Below are 15261 nucleotides of genomic sequence, written 5' to 3'. Positions count from 1 at the left end.
GGAAAGACCATGGCCTTGAACCTGCTGACCGTGCCCTGCCTGAAGGACAATTTCGCCTTCCTGCTGCATGACGCCACGTCGGGCCGCACCGCGCTGGTCGATGCCCCCGAAGCCCCGCCGGTCCTGTCGGCGCTGGCCGCGCAGGGCTGGCGGCTGACCGACATCCTGCTGACGCATCACCACGATGACCATATCCAGGCCGTGCCCGAGATCCGCGCCGCAACCGGCGCCCGCGTCCACGGCGCAGCGGCCGATGCGCACCGGCTGCCGCCGCTGGACCACGCCCTGCGGGAAGGTGACCGGGTGGCGATCGGGGCCGAAAGTGCCGTGGTGATCGACGTGCCGGGCCATACCCGCGGCCATATCGCCTTTCACTTCCCGGGCAGCGCGCTGGCCTTCACCGGCGACAGCCTGATGGCCGCCGGCTGCGGCCGTCTGTTCGAAGGCACGCCGGCCGAGATGTGGGCCAGCCTGTCAAAACTGGCCACGCTGCCGCCCGAAACCCTGATCTGCTCGGGGCATGACTATCTGGACGGCAACCTGCGCTTCGCTCTGGCCCTTGAACCCGGCAATCCCGCGCTTATCTCTCGGCAAGGGCAGTTGTCCGAGATGCGCCGCGAAGGCCGCTTGCCAATGCCCTGGACACTTGCCGAAGAACTGGCGACCAACCCCTTCCTGCGCGCGCCCCTGCCGCAGATGAAGGCAGCGGTCGGTCTGCCCCAGGCAAGCGACACGGTGGTCTTTGCCGAAATCCGCGCGCGGAAAGACCTGTTTTGAGACGCGGACATCACTTTTCCGGTGATGGACCAAGACAAATGCGGATCGGGCGCAGATTGCGCTTGAAGTGCGACAAAAAGAACCGAACTTTACTCCCATGAGGCCACGGTCGAATGCGGGTTCATCCCCGCCCGACCCCGAGGAACAGGAGCACGCCCAAGTGCCGTCATTCTCGTCCACGCTCGAGCAAGCCATCCACGCGGCGCTGGCCCTGGCCAATGCGCGTCGCCATGAACTCGCCACGCTGGAACACCTACTGCTGGCCCTGATCGACGAACCCGACGCGGCCCGCGTGATGAAGGCCTGTTCGGTTGATCTGGAAGACCTGAAGAAGACCCTGACCGATTTCATCGACGATGACCTGTCCACGCTGGTGACCAGCGTCGAAGGCAGCGAAGCGGTGCCGACGGCGGCCTTCCAGCGCGTGATCCAGCGCGCGGCGATCCATGTGCAGTCCTCCGGCCGCACCGAGGTGACGGGCGCCAATGTGCTGGTCGCCATCTTCGCCGAACGGGAATCGAACGCGGCCTATTTCCTGCAAGAACAGGACATGACCCGCTACGACGCGGTGAATTTCATCGCGCATGGCGTGGCGAAAGACCCGTCCTATGGCGAAAGCCGCCCCGTTCAGGGCGCGGACGAGCCGCAGGAAACCCCCAAGGCCGAGGCGGGCGAAGCCAAGGAATCGGCGCTGTCCAAGTATTGCGTCGATCTGAACATCAAGGCCCGCAAGGGCGATGTCGATCCGCTGATCGGCCGCGAGGCCGAGGTTGAGCGGGCGATCCAGGTGCTGTGCCGCCGGCGCAAGAACAACCCGCTTCTGGTGGGCGACCCCGGCGTCGGCAAGACCGCCATCGCCGAAGGCCTGGCCTGGAAGATCATCAAGAAAGAGGTGCCCGAGGTTCTGTCGGGCGCCACGATCTTCTCGCTCGACATGGGCGCGCTTCTGGCCGGCACCCGCTATCGCGGCGATTTCGAGGAACGGCTGAAAGCCGTGGTGAAAGAGCTTGAGGATCACCCCGATGCGATCCTCTTCATCGACGAGATCCACACCGTCATCGGCGCAGGTGCCACCAGCGGCGGGGCGATGGATGCCTCGAACCTGCTGAAACCCGCGTTGCAGGGCGGCAAGCTGCGCTGCATGGGCTCGACCACCTACAAGGAATTCCGCCAGCACTTCGAAAAGGACCGCGCGCTGTCGCGCCGGTTCCAGAAGATCGACGTGAACGAACCGTCGGTGCCCGATGCCATCAAGATCCTGATGGGCCTCAAGCCGCATTTCGAGGAACACCACGAACTGCGCTACACCGCGGATGCGATCAAGTCGGCGGTGGAACTGGCCAGCCGCTACATCAATGACCGCAAGCTGCCCGACAGCGCCATCGACGTGATCGACGAGGCGGGGGCGGCGCAGCATCTGGTCAGCGATTCCAAGCGCAAGAAGGTTCTGGGCACCAAGGAGATCGAGGCCGTGGTGGCCAAGATCGCCCGCATCCCGCCGCGCAACGTCTCGAAGGACGATGCCGAAACGCTGCGCGATCTGGAAAGAACGCTCAAACGGCTGGTGTTCGGCCAGGACAAGGCGATCGAGGCGCTGTCGGCCAGCATCAAGCTGGCCCGTGCCGGCCTGCGCGAACCGGAAAAGCCCATCGGCAACTACCTGTTCACCGGCCCCACCGGCGTGGGCAAGACAGAGGTGGCCAAACAGCTTGCGGCCACGCTGGGCGTGGAACTGCTGCGTTTCGACATGTCGGAATACATGGAGAAACACGCGGTTTCCCGTCTGATCGGCGCCCCGCCCGGCTATGTCGGCTTCGATCAGGGCGGGATGCTGACCGATGGCGTGGACCAGCACCCGCATTGCGTGCTGCTGCTGGACGAAATCGAGAAGGCGCACCCGGATGTCTACAACATCCTGTTGCAGGTGATGGACCACGGCAAGCTGACCGACCACAACGGCCGGGCGGTGGATTTCCGCAACGTGATCCTGATCATGACCTCGAACGTCGGGGCGGCGGACATGGCCAAGGAAGCCATCGGCTTCGGCCGCGAACGCCGCACGGGCGAGGATACGGCGGCGGTGGAACGCACCTTCACGCCGGAATTCCGCAACCGTCTGGACGCGGTGATTTCCTTCGCGCCCCTTGGGCGCGAGATCATCCTGCAAGTGGTCGAGAAGTTCGTGCTGCAGCTTGAAGCCCAACTGATCGACCGCAACGTCCATATCGAGCTGACGCCGGAAGCGGCGGCCTGGCTGGGCGAGAAGGGTTATGATGACAAGATGGGCGCGCGTCCGCTGGGCCGCGTGATCCAGGAACACATCAAGAAGCCGCTGGCCGAGGAATTGCTGTTCGGCAAGCTGACCAAGGGCGGGCTGGTGAAGGTGGGCGTCAAGGACGATGGCATCGTCCTTGAGGTGCAGGAACCGCAGAAACCCCGGCTGACCGGCCAGAAACCCCCGCTGCTGACGGCCGAATGATCCAGAAACGAAAACCCCCGCCTCTGGCGGGGGTTTTGCTTTTCCGGGCAGGGTCCGGCGCCCTTCGGCCGGCTCAGGTCTTGGCCGCCGGAGCGCCGCCCTCAAAGCGGTTGCCGTAGCGGTAGTCGCAGGGCGCCTCCTGCATCTGCAGATGCAGCCCCGTGCCGGTGAAGGGATGCGCGCGCGCCAGATCCTCGTCGAAGTCGATGCCCAGCCCCGGTGCCTCGGGCGGCAGGATGTAGCCATCTTCCCATGTCAGGCTGTTGCGGATCAGCGCCATGTGGAAGGCGCCGCCGGTCTGGATGGTTTCCGCGATCAGCAGGTTCGGGATCGACACCGACAGATGCACATTCGCGGCCCATTCCACCGGGCCGGCATAAAGATGCGGCGCCATTTCGGCGTTGAAGATTTCCGCGATGGCGGCCAGCTTCCTGGCCTCAAGAATACCCCCCAGCCGGCCAAGCGCCGGTTGCAGGATCTTCACCCCGCCCGCGCGCAGCAGCATCCCGAATTCCGTCTTGGTGGTCAGCCGTTCGCCCGTGGCGAGCGGAATACGCACCGCCCGCGCCACCTCGGCGAATTCCAGCAGATTGTCGGGCGGGATCGGTTCTTCGTACCACAGCGGGTTGAACGGCTCCAGCTCGCGGCCCAGCCGGATGGCGCCGGCGGTGGTGAACTGGCCATGGGTGCCGAACAACAGGTCGGCCCGGTCGCCCACGGCCTCGCGGATCGCCTTGCAGAAGGCGACGCTGCGGGAAATGTCGCTCATCGCGGGCTGGTGCCCGCCGCGAATGGTATAGGGACCGGCCGGATCGAACTTGACGGCGGTAAAGCCCTGCGCCACCGCCTTGGCGGCGGCTTCGGCCTGCCAGTCGGGGTTCACCCAGAATTCCGTCTGGTCCTGCCCGGGGTCCGGGTAAAGATAGGTATAGCTGCGCACCCGGTCATTCATCCGCCCGCCCAGCAGTGCCCAGACCGGCCGGTTCCGCGCCTTGCCCAGAATATCCCAGCAGGCAATTTCCAGGCCCGCGAAGGCGCCCATCACCGTGGGGTCGGGCCGCTGGGTGAAGCCGCTGGAATAAACGCGGCGATACATCAGCTCCAGATCCTCGGCCGACTGTCCGCGCATGTGCCGGTCGAACACGTCCTCGATCACCGCCCGCATCGCCTTCGGCCCCACGGTCGAGGCGTAACATTCGCCATAGCCGGTGATGCCATCGTCGGTGGTGATCTTCGGAAAGATCCAGTAGCGCCCGCCCCAGCCCGGCGCCGGCGGGGCAACGATGAAGATTTCAAGATCCCTGAGTTTCATGCGCGCGCCCCCCTTGCACCGTCAGCCGAAAGCCTAGGCAGCCAAGGGCGCCCGGGCCGGTCTTTCAGCGACAGATCATGCCGCAAACGGGCAATCAGGCGGGCAAGCTCCGGGGACGGTGTGCCGCCAGGCTGTGCAGCGCAAGGCAGCCGGCCATCAGCCCGGCGGCCAGCAGGAACGGTGCGCCGGGGGCATGGACCGCAGCGCCCTCGCGGGTGAAATGCGCGAAGGTGGTCGTCATCACCAGCGGCGAAAGGATGGTAGCCACCGCGTTCAGGCTGGACAACACGCCATGCACCTCGCCCTGTGCATCGGCCGGCGCCGCGCGTGAGGCCAGCGCCTGAAGCGACGGCGTGACGGTGCCGCCAAGCGCCGTGACCGGGATGATGGCCAGCGCCACCACGGGCGAGGTGACAAGGCCAAGCGCGGTCAGCGTCACCACATCCACCACCATGCCGAACTGCGCCGCCCGGTGTTCGCCCCAGCGCCGGATCACCGGGCCGACAATCGCCGCCTGCCCCACCGCAAAGCTGATGCCATAAAGCGCCAGCGACACCCCGACCATGCCCGAGGACCAGCCGAAATTGGCCTGGCCGTAAAAGGCCCAGACCGTGGGATAGACATTCATCGCGATGCCAAGGATCAGGAAGCAGGCCAGCGTATAGCCCACCCCCGGCAACCGGCTGACCGACCGCAGCGCCCCCAGCGGATTGGCCCGCACCCACAGGAACGGGCGGCGGGTGGCGTCGGTCACCGTCTCGGGCAGGGTGAACCAGCCCAGCAGCATGTTGGCGGCCGCCATGGCGGCGGCGGCAAAGAACGGCGCGCGGGTGTCGATCCCGGCCAGACCGGCGCCGATCAGCGGCCCGACAACGAAGCCCACCCCGAAACAGGCCCCGATCAGGCCGAAACGCGCGCCGCGCTTTTCGGGCGGGGTGATGTCGGAAATGAAGGCGGTGGCGGTGGAATAGGTGGCGGACGTGATTCCGGCCACGATGCGCGCCGCCAGCAGCAGCCAGATCGTGCCCGCGGTTGCCATCACCAGATAATCCGCCGACATCACCGCCAGCGACACCAGCAGCACCGGACGGCGACCGAAACGGTCGGACAGCGCGCCAAGGACGGGGCCGAACAGGAACTGCATCACCGCAAAGGCGGTGCCCAGCGTTCCGGCCCAAAGCGCGGCCTCGGACAAGGATCGCCCCGTTACCTGGCGGATCAGGTCGGGCATGACCGGAAAGATGATGCCGATCCCGATCGCGTCCAGCGCCACGGTGATCAGGATGAAGGTCAGCGCAAGGCGCGGGTTGGGCATGGCTCAGCCTTTCGGAACGGGCGCGACCATATCACCCCGGCCCGCCGCCGAAAGGCCCCCCGCGATGCGGTCGATCCGCGCGGCCAGCGCCTGCGGCATGGCGAAGAACGGCGAATGGGACGAAGGCAGCGCCGTCCGGTTGGCCTCCGGCACCGAAGCCGCCATCACCACCTGATACTCTGGCGGAATGGCCCGGTCCTCGGTGCAGGCGATGTAATGGCGCGGCAGGTCTTGCGACCGGGCGGTCAGCCGCAACGGGGTTTCCTGCGGGGCAATGGGTTCGGGCGCCAGGCAGCGTGCCGCAAGGGCACGGTCCTCAGCAGGGCAGTCGTGATAGAACAGATCGTCCACCCGCGCCGGATCAAAGGAAAACACCGTCCGCGCCGCATCCAGCCGGTAGCTGCCCGCCAGCGGCTGGCGCGGCCCGGCCCGCCGCATCTGCGCCAGCGACTGGCCCGACACCGGCACATAGGCGCAAAGATAGACCAGCGCGGCCATGTTCGCGGGGTCGCGCTCGGCAGCGGCGGTGATGGCGTATCCCGCCGCGGAATGGCCCACAACCACGGTCGGCCGGTCCAGCGCCGCCACGATGGCGCCCGCCAGATCGTCCAGCGTGGCCCTGGCCGCATCCGCCCCGCGTCCGGGCAGGTCAATGGCGCGGGCGCTATGCCCCAGCGCGGCCAGCGCCGGAATGACCTGGTGCCAGCACCACGCCCCGTGGCATGATCCCGGCACCAGCAGCACCTCAGCCATGGCCGATGCCGGTCAGGAACTCCGCCAGCGCCGCAACATAGGCGTCGGGCTGCTCGACAAAGGGCAGATGCCCGCCGCCCCGGATCACCGTGAACCGGCTGCCCGGCACCAGATCGGCGGTCTCGCGCACCAGATCGGCCGGAGTTGACCCGTCATTCGCCCCGGCAATGGCCAGCAGCGGCAGCCGCAGCGTGGCCGTGGTTTCATAGAAATCTGTGCCCGCAATCGCGGCGGCGCAGCCCATCCAGCCTTCCGGCGGGCAGGCCAGCAGCATCTCGCGCAGCGCCGGCATCTGCGACACCTCGCGCCATTTGCGGCCGAACCAGCGCTCCATCGTGGCATCGGCAAGGGCGGCAAGGCCCCCGTCGCGCACCATGGCGATGCGGTCCTGCCATTGCCCGGCAATGCCGATCCGGGCGGCGGTGTTCGACAGCACCAGCCCGCGCACCAGATCCAGCCGCTTCACGGCCAGCCCCTGCGCGATCAGCCCGCCGATCGACAGGCCGACGACCACCGCCTCCTTCATCCCGAAATGGTCCATCGCCCGTTCGGCATCGCGCACCAGCGTGCCCATGGCATAGGGGGCGGGCGGCACGTCGCTGCCGCCATGGCCGCGCATGTCCAGCCGCAGGATGCGGTGGCGCGGCAACCGGGCGACCACCGCGTCCCACAGCTCCAGCCGCAGGCCAAGCGCGTGCAGCAGCACCAGCGGCGGGCCGTCGGCGGGGCCGTCAAGCCGGGCGTTCAGGCGCAGGTCGGGCAGGAAGATCGGGGCCATGGGAACCTTCGTCGTCTGTCGTTTCCGGGCGGCCTCAGCCGCCAAAGCGGGCCAGCGCCCCGGCAAAGATCTCCGGGTCGGCGTTGCCGCCGCTGACGGTGCAGATCACCGTCTCGGGCAGGTCATCGCGGAACAGCGCCGCCGCCAGCGCCACCGCGCCGCCCGGTTCGGCCACGATACGCAGATACCGGAAGGCCAGCGCCACCGCCTGCAGCGCCTCATCATCGCTGACCACCATCCCCGGCCCGGCCAGCCGCTGCAGGATGGGCAGCGTCAGCGCCCCCGGCATTGGCGTCAGGATCGCGTCGCAGACCGATCCGGTCGCCGCCGCGTTGCCCTCGCGCTGCCCCGAAACCAGCGACCGCGCCATGTCGTCGAACCCCGCCGGTTCCACCGTGCGGACACGCAGGCCCGGCGCGCGGGCGTCCAGCGCCATGGCCACCCCGGCCGACAGCCCGCCGCCCCCGCAGCAGACCAGCACATCAGCGCCGGCAATCCCGGCCTCGGCCGCCTGCGCGGCAATCTCAAGCCCCACGCTGCCCTGACCGGCAATCACCTCGGGGTGGTCATAGGGCGGCACCAGCGCCAGCCCCCGCTCGGCCGCGATCCCCGCCGCCAGCGCATCACGGTCGTCGCGGGCGCGGTCATACAGCACCACCTCGGCGCCATAGGCGCGGGTATTGGCCACCTTCACCGCCGGCGCGTCCGACGGCATGACGATCACCGCCGGCACGCCATGCGCCGCCGCGGCCCAGGCCACGCCCTGCGCGTGGTTCCCTGACGACATCGCCAGCACGCCCCTTGCGCCTGCCGGCAAGGCCGACACCGCCGCCCATCCGCCGCGCGCCTTGAAACTGCCGGTCACCTGCAGACATTCCGCCTTGACGAAGATCCGCCGCCCCGCCAGCCGGTCCAGCAAGGGTGCGTTCAACAGCGGCGTCACCCGCACATGGCCGCGCATCCGCGCTGCCGCCGCTTCGATCGCCTGCAGGGTCATTCCATTTGCTCCAGCCACCGCCGCAGTACCGCCACGGCTTCGGGTTCATCCAGAAAGGGCACATGCGCCCGGTCGGGCACATCGGTGAAAATCAGGTCGGGCCGCATGTCCTGCATCCGCGCCACGGTGTCCGGGGTCAGCAGATCGGAATTCGCGCCCCGGATCAGCGCCACCGGCAGGCCCGCCGTCGCCGCCCACAGCGGCCACAGGTCGGTGGGCGGCACCGCGAACGAGGCCAGCACCGACTCGCGCAGCGCCGGGTCATAGCGCAGTTCGACCCGCCCCTCGCCCTGACGATACAGCCGGTCTGCCATGGCCTGCCATTGCGCGGCACTGACGCCTTCGAAGCCCGGCGAATTGGCCGGCAGCTTCTCGGCCACCTCGGCCAGCGTCCGCGCCGCCGGGCGGCGGCCGACATAATCCTTGATCCGCTCCAGCCCCGACCGCACGATTTCGGGGCCGATGTCGTTCAGGCACAGGCCCAGCAACCGCGGCTTGGCGATTGCCGCCAGCAGCATCCCGATCAGCCCCCCGCGCGAGGTGCCAAGAATGGCCGCCTGTTCAATGCCCAGATGATCCAGCAGCGCCAGCGCATCCGCCGCCTCTTGCGGCACGGTATAGCTGGCGGCCCCGGTCCAGTCGCTGTCGCCGCGGCCACGGTAATCCATGCGGATCACCCGCACCCCGGCCAGCGCCGGCAGGGCATCGTCGAAATCGGCCATGTTGCGGGTCAGGCCGGCCAGACACAGCACCGGCAGCCCGATGCCCTCGTCGCGATAGGCCAGCCGCGCCCCGTCCGTGGCGGTAAAATGCTGCGGCATGGTCATCCCCTCGAAGAAACCGCAAGAATCGTGGATCGTCCCGCCGGCCCGAAGCCGCTTCGGCCGGATCGTCGCCGGATCGTCCCGGTGCGGGGCAACACTGGCACGCCCCGCGACCGGGGAAAAGAGGAGAGACGGATACCCCTTTCGGCAAGGCATTGCTTGCCCCCGCAGGCCATGCGGACTAAACCCCGGCCCGGCAGCAAGAGGAAGCCGCGACGCCATGGCCAGATCCCCGAAGACCGCCCCGACCGAAGACCGCCCGACCTCGCGCCGTGTCGGCGCGCTTGCCGGTCTGATGCCCTTCCTGCGGCCCTATCGCATGATGACGGTGGCGGCGCTGGCGGCGCTGGTGGTCACGGCGGGGATCAGCCTGATCCTGCCCCTGGCGGTGCGCCGCGTGGTGGACGGGTTCAACTCGACCAATGTCGCGCTTCTGGACGAATATTTCGGGGCCTTCCTGCTGATCGCGGCACTTCTGGCCGTGGGCACCGGCCTGCGCTACTACCTTGTCACCCGGCTGGGCGAACGGGTGGTGGCCGACATCCGCCGCGCCACCTTTGACAAGGTAACCTCCCTCAGCCCGTCCTTCTTCGAACGGGTGATGACGGGCGAGGTTCTCAGCCGCATCACCACCGACACCACGCTGATCCTGTCCGTCATCGGCTCGTCGATCTCCATCGCGCTGCGCAACCTGATCCTGCTTCTGGGCGGGATGGTGATGCTTCTGCTCACCTCGGCCAAGCTGACGGGGCTTGTCCTGCTGATCGTGCCCGCCGTGGTGGTGCCGATCATCGTCCTGGGCCGCCGCCTGCGGTCTCTGTCGCGCGAAAGCCAGGACTGGATCGCCTCTTCCTCGGGCTCGGCCTCTGAATCGCTGCTGGCGATCCAGACCGTGCAATCCTACACCCACGAAGGCCCCACCCGCGCCGCCTTTGCCGAAGTGACCGAGAAAAGTTTTGACGCCAACCGCCGCCGCATCGGCACGCGGGCGGTGATGACGGTGATCGTGATCTTCCTGGTCTTCACCGGCATTGTGGGCGTGCTCTGGGTCGGTGCCCGCGACGTGCGGGCGGGCGGGATGAGCATGGGCGAGCTGATCCAGTTCGTGATCTATGCCGTTCTGGTGGCCGGCGCCGTGGGCGCGCTTTCGGAAATCTGGGGCGAACTCCAGCGCGCCTCGGGCGCGACCGAACGCCTGGTCGAGATCCTGAATGCCGAAGACAGCGTGCAAGACCCGGCCCGGCCCAAGCCCCTGCCCCGGCCCGTGCGCGGCGAGATCGCCTTCGAAGGTGTCACCTTCCGCTATCCGGCCCGCCCCGACGTTTCCGCCCTGAAAGGCGTGTCGCTGCATGTCCGCCCCGGCGAGACGGTGGCGCTGGTCGGCCCCTCGGGCGCCGGCAAGACCACCATCCTGCAACTGCTGCAACGGTTCTACGACCCGCAATCGGGCCGCATCACGCTGGACGGGATCGACCTGCGCGACATGGCCCGTGGCGACTTCCGCCGCGCGCTGGCGCTTGTGCCGCAAGACCCGGTGATCTTTGCCGCCTCGGCCCGCGACAACATCCGCTTCGGCCGCCCCGAAGCCAGCGATGCCGAGGTTGAAGCCGCCGCCCGCGCCGCCGCCGCGCATGACTTCATCAGCGTGCTGCCGCAGGGCTATGACAGCTTCCTTGGCGAACGCGGCGTCATGCTGTCGGGCGGCCAGAAGCAGCGTGTCGCCATCGCCCGCGCCATCCTGCGCAACGCCCCCGTCCTGCTGCTGGACGAGGCGACCAGCGCGCTGGACGCCGAAAGCGAACGCGCCGTGCAAGAGGCGGTCGAACACCTGTCGCAGGGGCGCACCACGCTGGTCGTGGCGCACCGTCTGGCCACCGTCAAACGCGCCGACCGCATCGTCGTGTTCGAGGACGGGCAGATCGTCGCACAGGGCACGCATGATGCGCTTGTGGCCGAAGGCGGCCTTTACGCCCGGCTGGCGCGGCTGCAATTTACCGACGGCACGATCTGACCCCGCCCTGACGTTGCGTATCCGGCAACGGAAAACGGTTGGCAAAGGCCGGCCCAGCCCCCACATTCGCCGATAACCCGGCCGTCAGAACCGGGGCGCTGACCAGAAGGGAGGAGACTATGGGAAGCTTTTCCACGCTCGCCGACGTGCGGGCGATCGAGGCCGAAATGCCGTGGCCCGATCGCGACGAACCGCGCAGCATGTATGCTTTCCTGTCGCGGGCCGCGTCCCGCCACGGGTCACGCCCTGCAATCACCTATCAACTGCTGTCCGACCCGAAAGCGCCGAAATCGACGCTGACCTGGTCCCAGCTTCTGGGTCGCGTGACCCAGGCCGCAAACCTGTTCCGCAGCCTTGGCGTGGGGGAAAAGGATGTGGTCGCCTTCATCCTGCCGAACACGCTGGAAACCGCCGTCACCCTGCTGGGCGGCGCGGTGGCGGGCATCGTCAACCCGATCAACCCGCTACTGGAAGCCGACCAGATCAGCGCCATCCTGCGCGAGACCAAGGCCAAGGTCGTGGTCACGCTGCGCGCCTTCCCCAAGACCGATGTGCCCGACAAGGTGGCCGAGGCGGTCAAGTTTGCGCCCAGCGTGCAGACCGTGCTGGAAATCGACCTGCTCACCTATCTGACCGGCCTCAAGCGGCTGATCGTGCCGCTGATCCGGCCGAAGCTGCACTTCCACCACCGGGCCGAGGTCAAGTCCTTCCACGCCGAGGCTGCCCGCCAGCCCGCCGACCGGCTGACCTTTGCCGACCCGCAGGAAGACCGCGTTGCCGCCTATTTCCACACCGGCGGCACCACCGGAATGCCCAAGGTGGCCCAGCACAAGGTCTCGGGCATGGTCTACAATGGCTGGCTCGGGCAGCGGCTGCTGTTCAAGCCGGAAGATGTGGTCATGTGCCCGCTGCCGCTGTTCCACGTCTTCGCCTGCTACCCGATCATGATGTCGATGATCGCCTCGGGCGCGCATGTCGTCTTCCCCACGCCGGCGGGCTATCGCGGCGAAGGCGTGTTCGACAACCTCTGGAAGCTGATCGAACGCCACAAGGTCACCTATCTGATCACCGTGCCCACGGCGCTGGCCGCCCTGATGCAGCGCCCGGTCAATGCCGATATTTCCTCGCTGCGAAATGCGTTTTCAGGGTCTGCCGCGCTGCCGGTGGAACTGTACAACCGCTTCAAGAAGGAAACCGGCATCGAGATCATCGAAGGCTATGGCCTGACCGAAGCAACCTGCCTTGTCTCGATCAACCCGCCGGACGGGGCCAAGAAGATCGGCTCGGTCGGGCTGCCCTTCCCGCACACCCAGGTGCGCATCCTGACCAGCATGGGCGCCATCGGCCTGCGGGAATGTGGCGTCGATGAGGTGGGCGAGATCTGCGTCTCGAACCCCGGCGTCTTTGAAGGCTCGACCTATACCGAAGCCGACAAGAACCGCGAACTCTTCGCCGAAGGCCGCTTCCTGCGCACCGGCGACCTGGGCCGCCTGGATGCGGACGGCTATCTGTTCATCACCGGGCGCGCCAAGGATCTGATTATCCGCGGCGGCCACAACATCGACCCGGCGATCATCGAAGAGGCCCTGATGAGCCACCCGGCCGTGGCCATGGTCGGCGCCATCGGCCAGCCCGATGCACATGCCGGCGAACTGCCCGCGGCCTATGTCGAACTGGTCAAGGGCGCGACGGTCACGACAGACGAGCTGATCGCCCATGCCGAGGCGCATATCGTCGAACGGGCGGCGGTGCCGAAGTATCTGGAAATCGTCGATGACATGCCGAAAACGGCCGTGGGCAAGGTGTTCAAGCCGGCCCTGCGCCGGATGTCGATCACCCGGGTCTATGATGCCGCGCTTCAGAAGGAAGGCATCGCCGCCCATGTGGCCGAGGTGGTCGAAGACAAGAAGCGCGGCCTGGTCGCGCGTCTGGTCAAGACCGGCCCGGTGGATGAGGAAAAGGTCGGCCACCTTCTGGGCGGCTTCACCGGCGCCTGGGACTGGAAGGCCTGACCCCTCCACGGCCCGCATGACGGGAGTTTTCATTTGCAGGAATCGTGCCGGCGCGGCCAAACTGGCCGCGCCTGCCACAGATCGGACCTGACAGATGATTTCGCCCAAAGCCCTTGCCGCAGCCGCCGCCTTGCTGACCGCCACACCGGCGCTTGCACAGAACTATGAATCCCAGGTGCTTGAACGCAACAAGGCCTGGCTGGTGGAAATGGTGGCCTGGGACGATGGCACGATGGGATGCGTCGCCACGGTTTCTGCCCCCGGCGAAACCTTCTCGATCTGGACGTTCCAGGACGGTTCGGTCCAGTTGCAGTTCTATTCCACCCAATGGGATTTCGGCGATACCGGCGATACCGCCGACCTTCAGGTGCAGATCGACCGCATGGCGCCCTGGAACCTGAATGCCGCCAATCTGCGGCTGAATTCGGTGCTGTTCACCCTGCCCGACAGCGATGCCGGCATCGACTTCATCGTCGAGGTGGCCAAGGGCAACCGGCTGTTCCTGCGGTCGGCGGACGGGGCGGATGTGCAGAACTACACGCTGGCCGGATCGCGCGCCTCGATCGACGCGCTGATCGGCTGCGGAGACGTGATCACCAAGCAATCGCCCGGCAACCCGTTCAAATAGGCCGGTCAGCCGGCCTCGCTGTCGATCCAGATGGTGACCGGCCCGTCATTCACCAGTTCCACCGCCATGTCGGCCCCGAAGATGCCGGTCTCGACCGGCACCCCTTCCGCCGCCAGACGCGCCGCGAATAATTCGTACAGCCGCTTGCCCTCCTCCGGGGCAGCGGCGGTGCTGAAGCCGGGGCGGTTGCCGCGCAGGTCGGCGGCCAGGGTGAACTGGCTGATCACCAGCGCGCTGCCCCCCACATCGCGGACCGACAGGTTCATCTTGCCCTGATCGTCCTTGAAGATCCGCATCTTGGCGATCTTGGCCGCCACCTTCGCCGCCGCCTCGTCACTGTCGCCCTGCATGGCGCAGATCAGGATCATCAGGCCCGGTCCGCAGCGCCCGACCACCTCGCCCGCGACAGAGACCTGCGCACGGCTCACCCGTTGCAGGACAGCCCTCACAGCTCGTGCGTCCAGGGCGGGTTCGCGCCGGCACGGCTGACGGTGACGGCCGCCGCGCGGGTGCCCAGCGACAGCGCCTGATCCAGCACCGCATCCGGCAGGGCCGCGACCCCGGCCTTGGTCAGTACGCCCGCCGCGTGCAGCGCCGCCAGCACGCCCGCATTGAACGTATCGCCCGCCCCCACCGTATCGGCCACCGTCACCGGCGTGGCCGCGACAAAGCGGTCTTGCGTCGCCGTCACCGCCCGCGCGCCTTTCGCGCCTTCGGTGATGAACACCACCTTCGGGCCGCGCGCCACGATCCCGCGCGCCAGCGCGGTCAGGTCGCCGGTTCCTTCCAGCCAGTGCAGGTCTTCGTCCGACAGTTTCACGATGTCGGCCCGCCCGATCATCCGGCCAATGCGGGCGCGGTAGGCGTCTTCCTTGCCGGCAATGAAGCCGGGGCGGATGTTCGGGTCGATCATGGTGACACGCGCCCCGGCTTCGCGGGCCTGCAAGGCCTCATAGGTGCTGGCGGCGGGGTCGTTCACCAGGCTGATGCCGCCGAAGAACAGCGCCGCCACCCCGGCGGGCAGCTCGGGCAACTGCTCGGGCGACAGCATCCGCCCCGCCGTCGCCTCGTCATAAAAGGCATAGGTCGCCTGTCCGTTCACCAGCTTGACAAAGGCCACCGTGGTGGGCCGGTCCGACCGCGCCAGATAGCGCGTGTCCACCTTTGATGCGGTCAGCGTCTCGGTCAGGATCTCGCCCAGCATGTCGTTCGACACGCCCGAAAAGAACGCCGAAGGCGCCCCAAGACGGCCAAGCGCGATGGCGGTGTTGAACACGGCCCCGCCGGCATAGGGGGCAAAACAGGCCTCACCCGTGGTCGCGGTGCGCGGCAGCATGTCGATCAGGGCTTCGCCACAGGACAGAATCATCGCTTA

Annotated in this window: 13 protein-coding genes; 5 read left to right on the top strand and 8 right to left on the bottom strand. The window is 67.6% G+C overall.

Annotation, left to right across the window (positions count from 1 at the left end):
• Positions 1–9 precede the first annotated feature (9 nt).
• Both gloB and clpA read left to right on the top strand, forming a co-directional pair.
• On the top strand, positions 10–777 hold the full coding sequence (gene gloB, locus B6K69_RS14520) for a hydroxyacylglutathione hydrolase (RefSeq protein WP_108644298.1): 768 nt from the start codon (positions 10–12) through the stop codon (positions 775–777).
• A 160-nt stretch (positions 778–937) separates the two neighbouring features.
• A complete protein-coding gene (gene clpA, locus B6K69_RS14515; RefSeq protein WP_108644297.1) occupies positions 938–3256 on the top strand; it encodes an ATP-dependent Clp protease ATP-binding subunit ClpA in 2319 nt (772 codons plus the stop codon).
• A 73-nt stretch (positions 3257–3329) separates the two neighbouring features.
• Here clpA and B6K69_RS14510 read toward each other — a convergent pair whose 3' ends face one another.
• The 6 genes from B6K69_RS14510 to B6K69_RS14485 form a co-directional block, all read right to left on the bottom strand.
• Positions 3330–4568, bottom strand: coding sequence for a mandelate racemase/muconate lactonizing enzyme family protein (locus B6K69_RS14510; RefSeq protein WP_108644296.1), 1239 nt, complete (start codon positions 4566–4568; stop codon positions 3330–3332).
• 94 nt (positions 4569–4662) lie between these two features.
• Positions 4663–5883 carry a TCR/Tet family MFS transporter gene (locus B6K69_RS14505; protein WP_108644295.1) on the bottom strand — a complete coding sequence of 407 codons (1221 nt, stop codon included), beginning with the start codon at positions 5881–5883 and terminating at the stop codon, positions 4663–4665.
• Positions 5884–5886: 3 nt separating this feature from the next.
• Complete coding sequence (locus B6K69_RS14500; protein WP_108644294.1) at positions 5887–6636, bottom strand: alpha/beta fold hydrolase; 750 nt, start codon at positions 6634–6636, stop codon at positions 5887–5889.
• Complete coding sequence (pcaD, locus tag B6K69_RS14495) at positions 6629–7414, bottom strand: 3-oxoadipate enol-lactonase (protein WP_108644293.1); 786 nt, start codon at positions 7412–7414, stop codon at positions 6629–6631. Before pcaD ends, B6K69_RS14500 begins: the two co-directional genes overlap by 8 nt.
• 34 nt (positions 7415–7448) lie before the next feature.
• Positions 7449–8411 (bottom strand): threonine ammonia-lyase, encoded by a 963-nt coding sequence (locus B6K69_RS14490; protein ID WP_108644292.1) that lies wholly within the window; start codon positions 8409–8411, stop codon positions 7449–7451.
• Positions 8408–9232: an alpha/beta fold hydrolase gene (locus B6K69_RS14485; RefSeq protein ID WP_108644953.1), complete on the bottom strand. Its 825-nt coding sequence runs from the start codon at positions 9230–9232 to the stop codon at positions 8408–8410. Before B6K69_RS14485 ends, B6K69_RS14490 begins: the two co-directional genes overlap by 4 nt.
• 223 nt (positions 9233–9455) lie before the next feature.
• Between B6K69_RS14485 and B6K69_RS14480 the strand changes: the two genes are divergently transcribed.
• The 3 genes from B6K69_RS14480 to B6K69_RS14470 all read left to right on the top strand — a co-directional run bounded on the left by B6K69_RS14480 (position 9456) and on the right by B6K69_RS14470 (position 13886).
• Positions 9456–11246 carry an ABC transporter transmembrane domain-containing protein gene (locus B6K69_RS14480; protein ID WP_108644291.1) on the top strand — a complete coding sequence of 597 codons (1791 nt, stop codon included), beginning with the start codon at positions 9456–9458 and terminating at the stop codon, positions 11244–11246.
• A 119-nt stretch (positions 11247–11365) separates the two neighbouring features.
• Positions 11366–13258, top strand: a complete 1893-nt coding sequence (locus tag B6K69_RS14475; protein ID WP_108644290.1) for an acyl-CoA synthetase — start codon at positions 11366–11368, stop codon at positions 13256–13258.
• Positions 13259–13352: 94 nt separating this feature from the next.
• Positions 13353–13886, top strand: coding sequence for a hypothetical protein (locus tag B6K69_RS14470; RefSeq protein ID WP_108644289.1), 534 nt, complete (start codon positions 13353–13355; stop codon positions 13884–13886).
• A 5-nt stretch (positions 13887–13891) separates the two neighbouring features.
• Here B6K69_RS14470 and dtd read toward each other — a convergent pair whose 3' ends face one another.
• On the bottom strand, positions 13892–14335 hold the full coding sequence (gene dtd, locus B6K69_RS14465) for a D-aminoacyl-tRNA deacylase (RefSeq protein WP_108644288.1): 444 nt from the start codon (positions 14333–14335) through the stop codon (positions 13892–13894).
• A complete protein-coding gene (locus B6K69_RS14460; protein ID WP_108644287.1) occupies positions 14332–15255 on the bottom strand; it encodes a carbohydrate kinase family protein in 924 nt (307 codons plus the stop codon). The genes dtd and B6K69_RS14460 overlap by 4 nt, the downstream gene beginning before the upstream one ends.
• Positions 15256–15261: the final 6 nt, after the last annotated feature.

The sequence above is a fragment of the Pseudogemmobacter blasticus genome (assembly GCF_003071405.1).
Classification (GTDB): Bacteria; Pseudomonadota; Alphaproteobacteria; order Rhodobacterales; family Rhodobacteraceae; genus Pseudogemmobacter; species Pseudogemmobacter blasticus.
The sequence above is the reverse complement of the archived record's forward strand: the minus strand, read 5'-3'. Positions and strand labels throughout refer to the sequence as shown.